Annotated in this window: 16 protein-coding genes; 9 read left to right on the top strand and 7 right to left on the bottom strand. The window is 56.4% G+C overall.

Annotation, left to right across the window (positions count from 1 at the left end):
• Window positions 1–42 precede the first annotated feature (42 nt).
• The gene (locus A8B84_RS10620; RefSeq protein ID WP_064229168.1) at window positions 43–726 is read right to left on the bottom strand and encodes a type 1 glutamine amidotransferase domain-containing protein; all 684 of its coding nucleotides are present in this window, start codon (window positions 724–726) and stop codon (window positions 43–45) included.
• Window positions 727–941: 215 nt separating this feature from the next.
• Between A8B84_RS10620 and A8B84_RS10615 the strand changes: the two genes are divergently transcribed.
• The 5 genes from A8B84_RS10615 (at window position 942) to A8B84_RS10595 (ending at window position 6766) form a co-directional block, all read left to right on the top strand.
• Window positions 942–1694, top strand: coding sequence for a substrate-binding periplasmic protein (locus tag A8B84_RS10615; RefSeq protein WP_064229167.1), 753 nt, complete (start codon window positions 942–944; stop codon window positions 1692–1694).
• The gene (locus tag A8B84_RS10610) at window positions 1691–3073 is read left to right on the top strand and encodes a ribonuclease J (RefSeq protein WP_064229166.1); all 1383 of its coding nucleotides are present in this window, start codon (window positions 1691–1693) and stop codon (window positions 3071–3073) included. The genes A8B84_RS10615 and A8B84_RS10610 overlap by 4 nt, the downstream gene beginning before the upstream one ends.
• Window positions 3074–3119: 46 nt before the next feature.
• The gene (locus tag A8B84_RS10605) at window positions 3120–3878 is read left to right on the top strand and encodes a substrate-binding periplasmic protein (protein ID WP_227512854.1); all 759 of its coding nucleotides are present in this window, start codon (window positions 3120–3122) and stop codon (window positions 3876–3878) included.
• A 120-nt stretch (window positions 3879–3998) separates the two neighbouring features.
• Window positions 3999–6266, top strand: coding sequence for an EAL domain-containing protein (locus tag A8B84_RS10600; protein WP_064229165.1), 2268 nt, complete (start codon window positions 3999–4001; stop codon window positions 6264–6266).
• 71 nt (window positions 6267–6337) lie between these two features.
• A complete protein-coding gene (locus A8B84_RS10595; protein WP_064229164.1) occupies window positions 6338–6766 on the top strand; it encodes a hotdog fold thioesterase in 429 nt (142 codons plus the stop codon).
• A gap of 17 nt (window positions 6767–6783) precedes the next feature.
• Here A8B84_RS10595 and A8B84_RS10590 read toward each other — a convergent pair whose 3' ends face one another.
• Both A8B84_RS10590 and A8B84_RS10585 read right to left on the bottom strand, forming a co-directional pair.
• On the bottom strand, window positions 6784–7737 hold the full coding sequence (locus tag A8B84_RS10590; RefSeq protein WP_064229163.1) for a GGDEF domain-containing protein: 954 nt from the start codon (window positions 7735–7737) through the stop codon (window positions 6784–6786).
• 96 nt (window positions 7738–7833) lie between these two features.
• On the bottom strand, window positions 7834–9171 hold the full coding sequence (locus A8B84_RS10585) for an HD-GYP domain-containing protein (protein WP_064229162.1): 1338 nt from the start codon (window positions 9169–9171) through the stop codon (window positions 7834–7836).
• A 163-nt stretch (window positions 9172–9334) separates the two neighbouring features.
• Here A8B84_RS10585 and A8B84_RS10580 point away from each other — a divergent pair, with 163 nt between their 5' ends.
• Window positions 9335–10015, top strand: a complete 681-nt coding sequence (locus A8B84_RS10580; RefSeq protein ID WP_064229161.1) for a hypothetical protein — start codon at window positions 9335–9337, stop codon at window positions 10013–10015.
• Here the strand turns inward: A8B84_RS10580 and A8B84_RS10575 are convergent.
• Window positions 10012–10743 carry a sulfite exporter TauE/SafE family protein gene (locus A8B84_RS10575; protein WP_064229160.1) on the bottom strand — a complete coding sequence of 244 codons (732 nt, stop codon included), beginning with the start codon at window positions 10741–10743 and terminating at the stop codon, window positions 10012–10014. The two genes, A8B84_RS10580 and A8B84_RS10575, sit on opposite strands and share 4 nt — an antisense overlap.
• A gap of 99 nt (window positions 10744–10842) precedes the next feature.
• Between A8B84_RS10575 and A8B84_RS10570 the strand changes: the two genes are divergently transcribed.
• The gene (locus A8B84_RS10570) at window positions 10843–11301 is read left to right on the top strand and encodes a YchJ family protein (RefSeq protein ID WP_227512789.1); all 459 of its coding nucleotides are present in this window, start codon (window positions 10843–10845) and stop codon (window positions 11299–11301) included.
• A 7-nt stretch (window positions 11302–11308) separates the two neighbouring features.
• Here the strand turns inward: A8B84_RS10570 and A8B84_RS10565 are convergent, their stop codons facing one another.
• The gene (locus A8B84_RS10565; protein ID WP_064229158.1) at window positions 11309–11689 is read right to left on the bottom strand and encodes a rhodanese-like domain-containing protein; all 381 of its coding nucleotides are present in this window, start codon (window positions 11687–11689) and stop codon (window positions 11309–11311) included.
• 94 nt (window positions 11690–11783) lie between these two features.
• On the opposite strand from A8B84_RS10565, the gene A8B84_RS10560 reads away from it, so the two are divergent.
• Window positions 11784–11993 carry a DUF3565 domain-containing protein gene (locus tag A8B84_RS10560; RefSeq protein WP_064229157.1) on the top strand — a complete coding sequence of 70 codons (210 nt, stop codon included), beginning with the start codon at window positions 11784–11786 and terminating at the stop codon, window positions 11991–11993.
• Window positions 11994–12041: 48 nt separating this feature from the next.
• Window positions 12042–13055, top strand: a complete 1014-nt coding sequence (locus tag A8B84_RS10555) for a DUF2235 domain-containing protein (protein WP_064229156.1) — start codon at window positions 12042–12044, stop codon at window positions 13053–13055.
• Here A8B84_RS10555 and A8B84_RS10550 read toward each other — a convergent pair.
• Window positions 13052–13423 (bottom strand): thiol-disulfide oxidoreductase DCC family protein, encoded by a 372-nt coding sequence (locus tag A8B84_RS10550; protein ID WP_064229155.1) that lies wholly within the window; start codon window positions 13421–13423, stop codon window positions 13052–13054. The genes A8B84_RS10555 and A8B84_RS10550 overlap by 4 nt on opposite strands.
• On the bottom strand, window positions 13407–14759 hold the full coding sequence (locus A8B84_RS10545) for a CHAD domain-containing protein (protein WP_064229154.1): 1353 nt from the start codon (window positions 14757–14759) through the stop codon (window positions 13407–13409). The genes A8B84_RS10550 and A8B84_RS10545 overlap by 17 nt, the downstream gene beginning before the upstream one ends.
• Between the last annotated feature and the right edge of the window lie 87 nt (window positions 14760–14846).

Raw genomic sequence — 14846 nt, 5'->3', positions numbered from 1 at the left:
AATGTCATCTGACCCCGGGTTTATTAAACCATTTTTCTCGAATCAGGCGTCTTGCAGTGCCTGCACAACGGCCTTGGCCGCACCCTCGGAGGATGCCGGGTTTTGCCCGGTAATCAGCTTGCCATCCACCACGATGTGCGGTGCCCAGTCGTCGCCGCGGGTGTAGGTGGCAGTGTTCTCCTTCAGCATATCCTCCAGCAGGAATGGCACCACACCGCTCAGGCCTACTGCTTCTTCCTCACTGTTGGTGAAGCCCGTGACTTCCCGGCCGCCTACGATGTTCTGGCCCGGCTTCACTTCCACATTCTTGAACACGGCAGGCGCATGGCAGACTGCACCGATTACCTTGTCCTGTTCGTAAGCAGTTTTGATCAGAGCAATGGACTTGTCGTCGTTGACCAGATCCCACAGCGGGCCGTGGCCACCCGGATAGAAAATCGCGTCGTATTCGTTCATATCCACATCGCTCAGCTTCTTGGTGCTGGCCAGGGATTCCTTGGCGTGGGCATCCTGCTGGAAACGACGGGTGGTTTCAGTGAGTGCCGCTTCCGCCTCGCTGTTGGGGTCCACCGGCGGCTGGCCGCCTTTCGGCGAGGCGATGGTGATGTCTGCACCGGCATCCCGGAAAACATAGTAGGGCGCGGTGAACTCTTCGAGCCAGAAGCCGGTCTTATGGCCGGTGTCGCCCATCTGGTCATGGGAGGTGAGAACCATCAGAATCTTCATGGTGTCCGTCCTTTCTGTTGACGAATGTGTGGCACTTTTAGCTGCTTTGGTTAATGACTTCTTGACTGATCTGGTAACTGACCTTGTGCCATGGGTGGCTGAATTCAACCGTCTTTACGTAAATCCGACGTTCCCGGATCTTGAACCGTCTATACTGAATACAGGTGACCAGACTGTATAAAAATCTGAAAAGCTCACAGGCAAGGACGACAGGAATGCGAGTGCTTACAGCCGCCCTTCTGATGGCGTTGGTGTTTCCGGTGGCGGCCCAGCAGGGCACGGAGACCGTGGAAGCGCTGACCGTTACCGTAGGAGCCAACCATGCACCCCCGTACCGGATTATCCAGAGTGGGGAACGAACCGGCCTCTATGTAGATATCTTCGAGGAAATAGCCGAGCGGTTGGGCTGGAAGGTCCACTACCGAGAGGCGCCTTTCAGGCGGGTATTGAGAATGGTCCAGCAGGGTGAGGTGGATGTCATGCTTGGGCCGCTGGAGACCGAGGAGCGGGCCGAGCTGATGGAGTTTGTGGCACCGGCGTTTCCTCCGGAACGAAGGTTGTTCTTCTACTTGAACAAAGAACACCGCATTGAGCGCTATGCCGATCTCTATGGCAGGGCCATTGGCGTGTTGGAAGGTGCTTCGTATTTCTCGAGGTTCGATAATGATGAGAAACTGCTCAAAGAACCGGCGCCCCGTTATGAAAACCTGATGCTGATGATGCAGAAAGGCCGGGTGGATGTTGTCATTGCGCCAGAGCTTGTTGGTTTGTATGCGGTTGAGAAGCTGGGGCTGGATGTTGAGGTTTCACCGTTCTTCGTGCCCGGAGAACGGTCTTACATTGCCGTTGCAAAAAACTCGCCCGTGCTGCAATACGCTGATGACATCCGGGCCGCGTTGAAACTGATTGAAATGGAAGGCATACACGAGGACCTGGTGTTGAAGTATCTGGACCGAGCCGCCGAATGATCCCCGAACAGCCCGATCTCTGGTTTTTACCGCTGGGTGGTACCGGCGAAATTGGTATGAACCTCAACCTTTACGGCCACGATGGTGCCTGGTTGATGGTGGATTGCGGCGTTACCTTTCCAAAGCCTGGTCGCATTGCTGCCGATGGCACCGTGCACCACCGGGGTGAGCCGCCGGTACAAATGGCGGATCCTGCGTTCATTGCCGACCGCCGTGACCGCCTGGCGGGCCTGGTTATTACTCATGCCCATGAGGATCACGTCGGAGCCGTGCCCTATCTCTGGCCGCTGCTGCAGTGTCCGATATACACCAGCCGGTTCACCGCCGAAATTCTGCGTCGAAAGCTGGCGGAGTTCGATCTGCTACACCGGGTTCCGATCATTGAGGTGGAGACGGGCCAGAGCAAACAGATCGGGCCGTTCAGTGTGCAATGGCTGGCGCTGACTCATTCCATTCCGGACCCTAACGCCCTGATGATTCGCACCGCTGCAGGTAACATCTTCCACAGCGGTGACTGGAAGCTGGATGAGCAGCCGCTGGTGGGCCATGGCTATTCGCCAAAGACCTTTACCGACCTGGCGGAGGAGGGTGTGAACGCCATGGTGTGCGACTCCACCAACGCCACGGTCTCAGGTCACTCGGTGTCCGAGGCGACCTTGCATGCAGGATTACTGCAGGCCATCCGTTCCGCCGAAGGACGTGTGGTAGTCACCTGCTTTGGCAGTAACATTGCCCGCCTGCACACGCTCGCCTCGATTGCGCGGGAAACCGGGCGTTACATGGGGCTACTGGGCCGTTCCCTGATCAATATGAGTGGCGCCGCCAGGGCCGCCGGACTGTGGGATTCGGCTGACCAATTGATTAATCCCGGTCACCTTGGCTACCTGCCCCGGGATGAAGTCCTGGCGGTGGCAACCGGCAGTCAGGGCGAGCCGCGAACCGCCCTGCGCAGGCTGGCGACAGGTACGCATCCGGATTTCGAGCTCGAAGCGGGGGATACCGTGATCTTTAGCGCCCGTGCTATCCCCGGCAATGAGGAATCCATTAAGGCACTGGTCAACAGGCTAAAAGAGTTAGGGGTCAGGGTCATCACCGCCGAAGACGCTGATTTGCCGATTCATGCTTCAGGTCATCCCGCGCAGGAAGAATTGGAGTTAATGTACAAATGGGTAAAGCCCGCCATTGCCATTCCGGTTCACGGTGAGGCTGAACACATGGAAACGCACGCTGATATAGCCAAAGCAACTGGTGTACCCCGAGCCATGGTGGGCCGAAACGGCGATCTTTTCATGATCCGGCCGGTGCCGGGAATACGTCGTCAGGTTGTCGAAACCGGCCGTTTGGGCTGGCAAAAAGAGGGGCTTGTCAGAGTTGAATAAGTCATTTTCGTCTGTTGTTGGTAGGTCACTTGTCTTTTTGGTTGCCGTGCTGTTTCTGGTGCCGGCCAATGCTGTGCCGGAAACCCCATGCAATACGCTCACGGTCAGTGGTAATCCGGAATATCCGCCCCTGCTCTGGCGCGATGAACAACATCCGGGCTATCTGATTGGTGCTGTACCTGCTTTACTGAGGGAAATCACCGAGCCCCTTGGCGTCTACGTGGAGGTGAAAGACATTGGCTCATGGGCCAGGGTTCAACACTTGGCTCGCCAGGGTGAAATCGACATGGTTGCGGGTGCATTCATCACCTCCGAGCGTATTGGCTACATGGATTATCTGCTGCCTCCGATCACGCACCTACCGACCGCTGTCTGGGTACCCAAAGGCAGGGAGTTTGTCTATCGCCACTGGCCGGATCTGGCGGGCAAGCGTGGTAGCACCCTGATCAACAACAGCTTTGGCCAGAACTTTGACCGGTATGCAGAACAGAACCTCCGTATCGAAGGTGTCAGGTCGATTGAGCAATCCTTTCAGATGGCGAAGGTTGGCCGGGTTGATTATGTCCTCTACGAAGTCCTGCAGGGCGAGGTGAAACTTGAATACATGGGCATTGCTGAAGAATTCGTTCCCCTGCAAACCCCGGTGAGCCGTGAGGGTCTGTTTTTTACCTTTTCCAAGGCTTCACCCTGCAACTCCTTTGAGCTGAGAGAGCGCATTGCCGAGCGCCTCTATGAGCTCGTTAATTCGGGCCGCGTGGATGAGTTGGTCCGGCAGTTCAAGGCGATTTATACCGGAGCGAGTTGAGAGGTGGCCTTTGTCGAAGGCGCGTGAACTGTAGGAGTGTACTCGTCGTAAGTTGTCAGAGGCGCTTCGAGCAAGTGTAACGGATAAACAGGAAGTATTGCTGGGAAGGAGTCCGTAGCGATGGTAGAAGCAGTTACCCGCGATCAACGAGAACTTGTTTACAGGCTGTCTCTCAGTCTGGCCCGGTCGAGGATTGACGAACTGGATGGGAGCATCCAGAAGGTCATTGCCGAACTTGGCACCCATCTTAAGGCGGATCGCAGCTACCTGGTGATGCTTGAAGAGGCCACCCAGACTGCCTCCATCACTCACGAGATCTGCAGCCCCGGAACGTCACCCCAACGAGATGCCATCCAGAATGTGCCAATGGAGCGGTTTCCGTGGCTGGCAGAGCAACTTGATGACTTTCCGGTTGTTGTTATTCCTGACGTTGAAAAACTCCCCGATGAGGCAAATGAAGAAAAACTCGAATTCCGGCGACAGGGAATCCGAAGCCTGATCCTGATCGGGATAAAACTGGAAGGCCAACTGGCCGGTGTGCTGGGATTTGATTTTCTTGATCGCTCCGAAACTCCGGATGCAGCAATGAGAGAGTTCCTGGTTCAGTTGGGTGACGTATTGGGTTCCTCGGTGCATCGTCAAATACTGGCCGGGCGCAATGCAAGGTATGAGAACAGCCTCTACCGGTATTCTGATCAGTTCCCGGGGGTCATCTTCCAGTTCAGGATTTACCCGGACGGGCGAGTAACCTTTCCTTTCCTCAGCAAAAAAGTAGAGATCATGTTTGGTTTGGCAGTGGACACACTCCGGCCAGACGCCAGACCTTTGCTGGAACTCATTCATCATGATGACAAGGCAGGCTTTCTTGAAAAGGTAGAAGAATCCCGCCTGCAGATGACGCCGTTCGAAACTGATTTCCGGGCGTTCAGAAAAGACGGCAGTGCCGCATGGATAGAAGCCCGTTCAGTGCCCGCCCGTCTGGCGGATAACAGTACGATCTGGCACGGCTATTTCTACGACGTGACTGACCGCAAGCAGTCAGAATCCGAGATCGAGAAACTGGCGTTCTACGACCCGCTCACTGGTCTGCCAAACCGTCGGTTACTGAGGGACCGCCTGGCGCAGGCGTTAACCGGAAGCACTCGGGATCAGAATCATGGTGCCCTGGTATTTATCGATCTTGATAACTTCAAGAACATCAATGACTCAGCGGGGCATCTGACCGGTGATGAGCTGTTGATTCAGGTAGGTCAGAGGCTGAAACAGACGGTCCGCGAATGGGATACTGTCGCCAGGCTTGGAGGCGACGAATTTGTTCTTATTCTGAAAGGGTTTCCAGCCGATGCTGCCAATGCCGCTGCCCGGGTGGAAAAGGTCTGCGAAAAGGTCCGGGATGCCCTGAACGAACCCTATGATCTTAACGGCATCGACTACACGGGCACCCCAAGCATCGGGGTGACCCTGTTCTTCGATCACGATACCTCCCTTGAAGAGCTTCTCAGCCAGGCGGATATGGCCATGTTTCGTGCCAAGGAAGACGGCCGCAATTGCATCCGTTTTTACGATTCGATGATGCAGAAAAAGGTGTCTGAGCGTCTGGCCATGGAATCCGACCTTCGATTGGCTTTACGGAAGAATCAGTTGGCGGTCCACTATCAGGTTCTGGTTGACGAGAAAGGTAAACCGGTAGGGGCCGAGGCATTGCTTCGGTGGCATTGCCCGGGCCGCGGTATGGTGTCTCCCGCCGAATTTATTCCGCTGGCGGAGGAGACGGGGCTCATTGAATCGGTTGGCTATTGGGTTCTGGAAGAAGTTCTCTCCCGGGTCGCCAGCTGGAAGAAGCGGGCCGGTGCACTGTCGCAGCTTCAGGTTTCGGTAAACGTGAGTGCAAGGCAGTTTCACCTGCCCTCTTTCTGTTCGACCGTGATGGCATTACTGAGAAAAACCGGTGCATCCCCCAGAAACCTGAAAGTGGAAATTACCGAAAGCGCGCTGGCCTACGACCTTGAATTGGTGGAAGAGACGCTTCGCACACTGAGAAGCATGGGGATACGAATCTCCCTGGACGATTTTGGCACGGGGTACTCATCCCTTGGCTATCTCAAACGTCTCTCCCTCGATGAGCTGAAAATTGACCAAGGGTTTGTGCGGGACATTCTGGATGACCCGAACGACGCTACCATTGCCGAGACCATCCTGGCCCTGGCCTCTGCGCTCAGGTTATCAGCAGTGGCGGAAGGTGTGGAAACCAAAGGGCAGTTGGAGCGCCTTGTCGGCATGGGCTGCACCCGCTTTCAGGGCTACTATTTCAGCCGGCCACTGCCTGCGCTGGAGTTTGAGGGATTAATTGAAAAGTCCATGACGGGGCAGCAAAGAAGAGCTTGGTAGTTCGCATCCTATCTGTATAAACTGGGGGTCTTGTTTTTCCTGTTTCAAACAACAACGAGAGCAGTTCCTCTATGGCAATCTGGACCAGCACCCCGAACCTTGAACACCTTGCCAAAGCCAGTGAAAACACGGCGGTTAGCTACATGGGTATCGAGTACCTTGAGATTGGTGATGACTACGTTAAAGGTCGCATGCCCGTTGATGAGCGTACGGTTCAGCCTTTTGGCATCCTTCACGGAGGCTCATCCGTCCTGCTGGCGGAAACCCTGGGCAGTATGGCGGCCAATTGCTGTCTGAAAGATCCGGAAACCGTGGCGGTGGGGCTGGACATCAACGCCAACCACATCCGTCCGGTCACCAAGGGCTGGGTCTATGGAACGGCCAGGCCCATTCACATTGGTAGTGCTACTCAGGTATGGGAAATTCTGCTTGAGAACGAAGAAGGGAAAACCACCTGTATTTCCCGGCTGACCATGGCGGTAACAAAACGGCCAGGGTGAATTGCTCCGGGTGCGATTCAGGGCTTGATACGCACCCGACCCCTGCCAAGAGCTTTTGACTCATACATCGCGTTATCCGCTCTCGCCAGAAGATTCTCGAGATTTGACTCCTCAGGGCGAAGCGCTGAAATGCCGAAACTGGCGGTTGGCCGGATACGGACATCACGGTACCGGACTGGCGTTTTCTGCATGAGGCTCAGCAGTCGCTCTGCCATTTCTGAAGCCTGAACGGCATCGGCATCAGCAAGCAGGATCGCGAACTCTTCACCACCAATACGAGCTGCAACATCCGCCTCCCGGACGTTGGTTTCCAGAACCTGCCCTATGTGCCGCAGAACCTCATCTCCGGTCTCGTGGCCATGGTTATCATTGATCTGTTTGAAGTGGTCCAGGTCAAACATGATGATCGCCAGAGGCGAGCCGTTTCTTCGGGACTGCTTCAAAAGCTGGTTACCCAGCTCGAAAAAGGCTCTCCTGTTGTGAAGTCCGGTAAGGTCGTCCTCCAATGCAGCGGCCCGAGCTTTTTCATGGGCCTCCTTGAGCGCCAGCTCCATTTCCTTTCGGTCGGTGATATCTGTAGCAATTTCGAGGCGGACCAGTCGGCCGTCTATCCAGGGAATTGCCTGATCCCGGCACTGGTACCAGCGTTTGTCCAACCGGTTCTGAAATTCCCAGATATGAGGCGGGGAAGGGGTGCCTTCGGAATCAATCAGCAGGTGATTGGTGCAGAAGTCGCAGGGGCTGGCGTTATCCTGCAGGACTTCCCAGCACTTTTTCCCATCTATAGAACCCCAGATTCTTCGGCCATAGGCATTCATGTAAAGGAGTTCATAGGTTTCGAAGTCAGAGACATAAACCAGGGCGTCCAGATTGTCGAGCACGGCCCTGAGCCCTTCGGCAGGAGTGACCTTCGAAATGTCAGCACCGTCTGGCGCGGCAGGAATGTTGAGGGAAGGGATGCCGGAATTCATGTCTTGTTGTGCCGGAATTTGTTTGGCAAGCAGTATAGCAGGGCATTCCAGGTTAGAAAGTAACGGACTGTCCCTTTTATGTGGCGTCAGGGCTACTTATATGGCGTCAGGGCTGCGACTCGGCGTGGTTACAATCAGGCCCTGATCGACAAACTCCTGAAGCACGATCTCGTAGGTTCCGTCAGGGACTTCCCGGGCGATGCGATAGATTTCACCGGCAGCATCTTCAGGGCTGACCTTCAGATCGACCGTCCGATAGGGTGCCATCAGGCTTTTATCGGACTCCCGGACCAACAGAACGCAGGGCTTCAGTTTATGCTCTGGCCGGCTCTCCACAACGATGCCAACCTCGCCATTCACCATCTCAACGATGGATCCCGGGGGGTACACCCCGATCATCTGGATAAAGGCATCCGCCAGCTCCTCGTCGAACTGGGTGCCCCGGTGCTTGTGGATAATTTCCAGTGCCTGCATGGAGGCCCGACCCTTGTCGTAGACCCGGTTGCTGGTAATGGCATCGTAGGTATCCACCAGACCAATGATCTTGGCAAAGTAGGGGATCTGCTGGGCGTGCAGGCCCCGGGGATAGCCCGAGCCGTCCATCCGCTCGTGATGGCTGAATGCCACATCCACGGCGGTGTTCAGGGAATTGCTGGTCCCCATCAGAATGGTACGGCCGTGGGTGGTGTGGTGACGCATGACGTCGAATTCTTTAGGGGTCAGCGCTCCCGGTTTGTTGAGGATTTCATCGGGAATCCGGGTCTTGCCGACATCATGGAGCAAACCACACAGGGCCAGATTGCGGATTTCTCCTTCAAGCAAGCCCAGGTGCTTGCCAAAGGCGGCCGCCAGAATGGACACGTTGATACAGTGCTCGGCGGTGTACTCATCCTGATGCTTGATTTTGGTAAGCAACAACAGGGCGTTCTCATTCCGGAGCACGCTTTCCACGCAGTGGTTAACCACTGTGCGGGCGTTGTTCAGGTCCAGCGTGCGCCCCACCCTCAAGCCAGACATAATGGATTTGGCGGTTTTTTGAGCCTCTTCGAAGCGTATGACCGCGGTTTCCATCTCCCGGCCGGCGTCGATCTTGTTGATATAGCGGACGCGCTTTCGCGGCGGTACAGGGCTGTGGGTATTCTGGACAGGTTCGGGAGCCTGTTTTCTGCGGAAGAGTCCCATCAGGCCGGAAGACTTCCGACCGCTGTCGTTCTCATGTTTTGGCAGCGGTGCCCCATCGATACGCCCTTCAATGAAGACGAACTCGCACTGTGCCCGTAGCGAGTCGATCTCTGTCTGATCTCGAATAACAAACCCTTGAATCAGGAAGTCCGTATCTTCCCAGGGCCGGTCCAGACGGATGACGTGCATGCCGATGGCTAGTTTTGACACGTCGATCTGGCTTTCAATAATTTCCTGATGCGGTGCACTCATACCCTGATCCTGAATCCCTGGAGCACTATTTTGAGGCAAAAATCCCCTGACAGGATGGACCGGATTGCAAAATCTGGTCAAATAATGTTCATTCAATTCGTTGGCGACCGGTTTTGCCAGTGTTGTGTTTCCGGGGCTGGAGTCGCTTAGAGGGATTCTTGCAATGACTGACCATCGTTCCTTTCATCTCTGGTGGCTCGCCCTTGCTGCGGCGCTGGTGCCTCTGATTACCATTCATATCACCTTCACCGTATCGGTACTGGAAGGCCATGTGGAGTTGTGCTTCCCCTATTGGGACAGTTGCACCAGCATCAGTCGTACCGGCCGTCACGGCACTTCTTATTTCATTTTTAAAGGCACCATGCTACCGGCGGCTTTGCTGGGGATCCTGTTCTGGTGGCTTAACGGCCGGTGGCTGCGCCAGCTCGGTGTCCATTCCTCCGGAGTTGCCTGGATTCCGTGGCTGGGCCTGGTGGCCAGTGTCTCGCTGGGTGCCTATACCCTGGCGCTGGGCCATGCCGGTGACGGCTTCAACCTGATCCGCCGTATTGGCGTGGTTCTGTATTTCTCGCTCACCTTCATCTGTGAGCTGCTGGTCAGTTCCGGATTGCGCAGTCATCCATTATGGAAGCACACGGGCATGAGGCTGCTGAATCTTTGCCAGCTGATCCTGGCCGTCGGAATTCTTTCAGTGATTCTGAATGGCGTGGCCCCGGAATTCTACAGCCGTAAGGACGATGCGTTCGAGTGGATCCTCGCGTTCCTGATCAATGCCCACGCAGTCTGGCTGGCATTCCTGTGGCGCAAGAACCGCTTCCGGGTAAGGCTCTGGGCAGATTCCTAAAGAGAGAGCAGGCCGCGAATGAGGGCGGCGGTTCCGGCGATGGCTGCAATAGCCAGAATCACCGGGCGAAGCCCCTCAAAGGGCATGCGGTTGACGAGTTTGCCGGAGAGCCAGAAGCCCAGGAAGACGCCCGGGAAGGTAACTGCGAACAGGAACAACTCTCGGGTGCCCAGGTAGCCTGAGGCAAACAGACCTGACAGGCTCAGGACACTGGCTGCCAAAAAGAACGCGGACATATTGGCCCTGACCAGCGGCCCCTTTTCATTCTGGTAGATCAACGCGATGGGCGGTCCACCCACGGCGGTGATCGTGCCCATATAGGTCGAGGCGGCTCCGGCCATCACACTGTTCCGGGCGTTCAGCGCTGGCTTGAGTCCACCAATACTGAGCGCTACCCCAGCAAGAATCAGCACACCGAAGATCAGCTCAAAGCCCGCGGTGGAGATTATCAGCAGTGTCAGAGCCGCCAGGATTGCGCCGGCAACACCGCCGACGATGGCAAAACGCACTTCCCGGACCTGCAGCGCACCGCGATTGCGTATCAGCATGAAGACGGTGAGCAGCGTGGCATTCAGGATTAACGGTCCCGGGACCAACACCGGGCTGATCAGAAACAGCAAGGGCGCGGCCAGCGTGCCAATGCCATAGCCGGCCACGCCTTGCAGGCAGGCCCCGGCAAGAATGGCAAGGTTGGCCAGGAGAATCTGTAACAGCGATACATCCGTCAAAGGGAATCACCAAGAAGTCAGTGGAGAAGGCCGGAGCAACACCGGTTTGATACTGATACACTGCCGGACTACGAGCATAGTCGAAAAGATTGAGCCCCGATGACGCAGCAGCCTGAACTCCAAAGTTGCCCTTGTGGCAGCGGCAAATCCTACCTTGAATGCTGCCGGCCCTTCCATCAGGGCGAACCGGCACCATCGCCGGAGGCACTGATGCGGTCCCGTTACGCGGCGTTCGTTCTTGATCTTCCCGAGTACCTGCAAGCTACCTGGCATCAGAGCACGCGGCCGGAGACGCTCACTCTGGCAGACTCGCCGAACTGGACCGGTTTGCAGATCCTGGACACCAATGAGTCGGGCGATCGCGGGACGGTTCATTTTCGTGCGCTCTACCGCCTGGGCAAGGGCTGGGGATTTCTCGAGGAAAACTCCGATTTCGTTCGGGAGCAGGGTCGCTGGTATTACCTTCGGGGCGATACCAGCGAGGGCCAGATGAAGCCCGGTCGTAACGACCCCTGCCCCTGTGGCAGCGGCAGGAAGTACAAGGCCTGCTGCTTGTAGGCGCCAATTACTCGAACGAGGGTAGTTCCGGCTTGGCGACCGGTTTGTCGGCTTCCTGCCAGGCATCAAATCCGCCGGCGATGGACTGCACATGCATGTAGCCCATTTCCTTCAGGGCTTTGGCACTCAATGCGGCTCGCCCGGACGTCTTGCAGTAGCAGACGATGTTCATGTCGCGGCTCTCGAACGCCGGATCATTGGTAAACTTGAACTCCAGCAGACCACGGGAAATGTTTACCGCGCCCGGTATATGACCAGCCCGGTACTCATCCGCATCACGCACATCCAGCAGAAGATCGGCATTCTTGATGGCATCATCCGCCTGATCCAGGGGCACTTCCTGAATGTCTTTCCTGGCGGCTTCTACAAGGTCATGGGCAGTTTTCATGGCTGAGCTCCTGAAGCTGATGGAATAAGTTTATATCTCAGGATAAGGGTTTGGGCCGCCTGGCGTCACCCCGCATATGTACGAAGGAGGTCAAATGAAACAGCCCATCACCGGTTATCATAAGGACGAAGAAAACCACTGGGTTGCCCAGTTGGCGTGTGGGCACAATCAGCATGTGCGGCACACGCCGCCCTGGGTGAACCGCCCATGGGTTACCACGGAAGAGGGAAGGGCATCGATGCTCTGGTTTGAGCTTGAGTGCCGGAAATGTGAGGAGGGCGCGCCGCCGGATGACCGGCCCTGAGCTATACTGTGGTTAAAATCTGACCACTTTGTGGCAAAGGAGTCTGCCATGGTGAAGCGCCTCGTTGTCTGTGCCGACGGCACATGGAATCGTCCTGAAGAAGACCTGCAGAAAGACGTTCCCACCAATGTCCTGAGAATGGCCAGGGCCATTCGCCCGATAGCCAGTGATGGCCGGCCCCAGCACGTGTTTTATGACTGGGGTATCGGCTCCTACCATAATGCGGTGGTTGGTGGCGTGACCGGACAGGGCATCCACAAGAACATCATGGATGCCTACCGCTATATCGTTCAGAATTTTACGCCCGGCACCGACATTTACCTGTTCGGATTCAGCCGTGGCGCCTACACCGTGCGTTCCCTGTGCGGGCTGATCAACAACTGCGGTATCCTCAAGCGGCCCGATGCCCGGCTGATACAGCAGGCTTTCGACCACTACAAAAAAACCGGTGCTGCCTGGGCGCCTTCGGGCGCCCGGTCGGTGGAATTCCGCAAAGCGCATAGCCATGAGTCGCGGGAGATACGGTTCGTGGGCGCCTGGGATACGGTTGGTGCCCTGGGTGTGCCCTTTTCACTGATGGGGCTGTTTGATCGCAAGGATGAATTCTACGACACCAAACTGGGAAGCAACGTGCGCATAGCCCGCCATGCCCTGGCCATTGATGAGCGTCGGGAAGATTTCGAGCCTACGCTATGGGAGCCCCGGGACGGACTGGATCTTGAGCAGGTGTGGTTTGCCGGCTCCCACAGTGATATTGGCGGCGGCTACCCGGCGGACGATCAAGGGTTGTTTGCCTCGGATATCGCCCTTGACTGGATGGTGGGTCAAGCCAGGAATGCCGGGCTTGATCTGGAAGAGCACCTGCCAGCGGGGATCAGTCCAAGTGCGCGGGCGAAGGTGCACAACTCACGCCGACATATTTTCCGGTTCTCGAAACCGCTGGTCCGAACTCTGAAACCGAAAAACATAAAAACAACGATTCACGCCTCTGTGGCAGAGCGCTGGCGGCTCGATGCCGACTACCGTCCACCCAATCTGGAAAACATTGGTTTTACCGGTTAGGCCGCCTTGTTGCCAATGGCACAGGCGTACTTCCGCTCATACCGCTTGTCTGCCCATTTCCCGTAGATACGCGAGGCGATCTGATAGATTCCAGGCCACAGCAGGGGCTTGAACAGAAAACCGAAGGGCGTGTGGGACCAGGCGCGAACGTTTGCGGGCAGACCAATGACCCACTCTCCTGTCCAGGTCATCAGGTGCAGGCGTTTGAGCAGGGCTTCATGGCCTGGCAGATTGGAGCTGCCGTCGTGCTGTTCGTGAATGTCAGCGAAGATCAGGTTGCCCCGCTGGAGTTTGCGGAGGGTGCGAATCTCTTTGGCGCACAGTGGGCATTGTCCGTCGTAAAACAAGGTGTCATAGCGGGGCTCCATTGAGTCCTCCAAGGGTCAGAATCTGTTGCCGGGTGCCCGCTTTGCGCTCTTCCAGGGTTTCCAGGATGCCGTTGAGAGCGGCGGGCAAAACCTCCGGGGCCGCCTTGCGGAACTGGTCAAGCAGCTCGATCTGAACATGCAGATCCTGAAATTGGCCGTAAAGTTGCTGCCGCGCCTTAAGCGTTTTCAACTCGGACTTCCAGGTCCTCGCGTCCAGCTCCATCAGGTAACGGATTCGCTTAAGTTGCTTGCGCAGCCGATGAATATCCTCGTCCGGGGAGGTATGCATCAACTCGGCAGTCAGTTTGTTGAACTCCTTGATACGACGTTCTACTGCTTTTCGGATGTCTTTTGCCCTCAGCGTTCCGGCCAATTTCTGGAACTTCCGGGAGTCGATGAGATTCAGCCAATGTTCCATGCTGTCGTGATAGCGCTTGCTCTGCAGGCGTTTTACCAGTTTTTTGTGGCGGTTGGCGGCTTCCCGTTCGAACCAGATCTGCAGGGCTGCACGGATTTCCGAGTTGTCGCCACACAGTTCGGGCAGGTCCTGGAGAAACACGTGCAGATCACGTAACGGTCCTGTTGCCCGGGCATGCCGTTTCAGGGTTTTACCCGCCTTTGCCAATGCCTTGTCACAGGTGACTTCCTGCACTGACTCGGCAATGGCCCGGCTGCGGCGAATGGCGATCCGGTACTGGTGCAGGAATTCGTCATCCAGGCCGAGGATAACTCCACGCTCCAGTTGCCTTAGCCGATCATGTTGGTGGTGAAGGGCCTTGGGGATGTCCCTTGCAGGATCGTCCCCCGCGGTTCTGGCTTTCTTTTTCAGTTTTCGTTCGAAGTGGGCGTAGCTGTAATCCTGTGGTGTCATCAGCGCCACCAGTTTGCCCTTGCCGCGATCAAGCTGGCGCCAGTGCTTGATCGAAAGCCGGATGTGGATGAAGCTGGCGGTAGGCAGCTGTTCCGGAGGTTGTTGCAGCATCCACTGGGCCAGTTCAAGCAAGGCGGGATTGTGGCCTACAAGCGTAACCCGGGAGTCGTCTCCCCGCTCTTCCAGCCAGGCTATCAGCCGTCGGTGGTCGAATGTGTAAAGCTCACTTCGGGTGTGCCAGTGTCCGGGCATGAGACTTTCCGGCCAGGCGCCTTCAAGGGTCGCCAGGGCTCGGGTGGCGTCACTGCAGTAAACCTCGCCCTCGAAGGCGCCGACAGCCTTCAGGGCTTTGCCCAGCGGCGCCAGTTGGCTTTGACCCCGGGCGTTGAGGGGGCGCTCACGGTCGCAGAGAGACTCATCGGCCCAACTGGATTTGGCATGGCGTACCAGAAACAGGTGCTTCATTGGCCCACCTTCGTAGTGGTCCTTTAGTCTAACGCTTGCTCAAGACATTTACGTTACTGCCGTTACTCTACTTATCTGAAAACATTG

Origin of the sequence: Marinobacter sp. EhC06 (assembly GCF_001650915.1) — a bacterium.
Taxonomy (GTDB): Bacteria; Pseudomonadota; Gammaproteobacteria; order Pseudomonadales; family Oleiphilaceae; genus Marinobacter.
This window is presented reverse-complemented; position numbering and strand designations above follow the sequence as displayed.

Coding starts and splice junctions, on each gene's coding strand:
- A8B84_RS10555 (WP_064229156.1), top strand. CDS start 12,042: ATGGTGAAGCGCCTCGTTGTCTGTGCCGACGGCACATGGAATCGTCCT.
- A8B84_RS10580 (WP_064229161.1), top strand. CDS start 9,335: ATGACTGACCATCGTTCCTTTCATCTCTGGTGGCTCGCCCTTGCTGCG.
- A8B84_RS10570 (WP_227512789.1), top strand. CDS start 10,843: ATGACGCAGCAGCCTGAACTCCAAAGTTGCCCTTGTGGCAGCGGCAAA.
- A8B84_RS10600 (WP_064229165.1), top strand. CDS start 3,999: ATGGTAGAAGCAGTTACCCGCGATCAACGAGAACTTGTTTACAGGCTG.
- A8B84_RS10560 (WP_064229157.1), top strand. CDS start 11,784: ATGAAACAGCCCATCACCGGTTATCATAAGGACGAAGAAAACCACTGG.
- A8B84_RS10545 (WP_064229154.1), bottom strand. CDS start 14,759: ATGAAGCACCTGTTTCTGGTACGCCATGCCAAATCCAGTTGGGCCGAT.
- A8B84_RS10610 (WP_064229166.1), top strand. CDS start 1,691: ATGATCCCCGAACAGCCCGATCTCTGGTTTTTACCGCTGGGTGGTACC.
- A8B84_RS10590 (WP_064229163.1), bottom strand. CDS start 7,737: ATGAATTCCGGCATCCCTTCCCTCAACATTCCTGCCGCGCCAGACGGT.
- A8B84_RS10585 (WP_064229162.1), bottom strand. CDS start 9,171: ATGAGTGCACCGCATCAGGAAATTATTGAAAGCCAGATCGACGTGTCA.
- A8B84_RS10620 (WP_064229168.1), bottom strand. CDS start 726: ATGAAGATTCTGATGGTTCTCACCTCCCATGACCAGATGGGCGACACC.
- A8B84_RS10550 (WP_064229155.1), bottom strand. CDS start 13,423: ATGGAGCCCCGCTATGACACCTTGTTTTACGACGGACAATGCCCACTG.
- A8B84_RS10565 (WP_064229158.1), bottom strand. CDS start 11,689: ATGAAAACTGCCCATGACCTTGTAGAAGCCGCCAGGAAAGACATTCAG.
- A8B84_RS10615 (WP_064229167.1), top strand. CDS start 942: ATGCGAGTGCTTACAGCCGCCCTTCTGATGGCGTTGGTGTTTCCGGTG.
- A8B84_RS10595 (WP_064229164.1), top strand. CDS start 6,338: ATGGCAATCTGGACCAGCACCCCGAACCTTGAACACCTTGCCAAAGCC.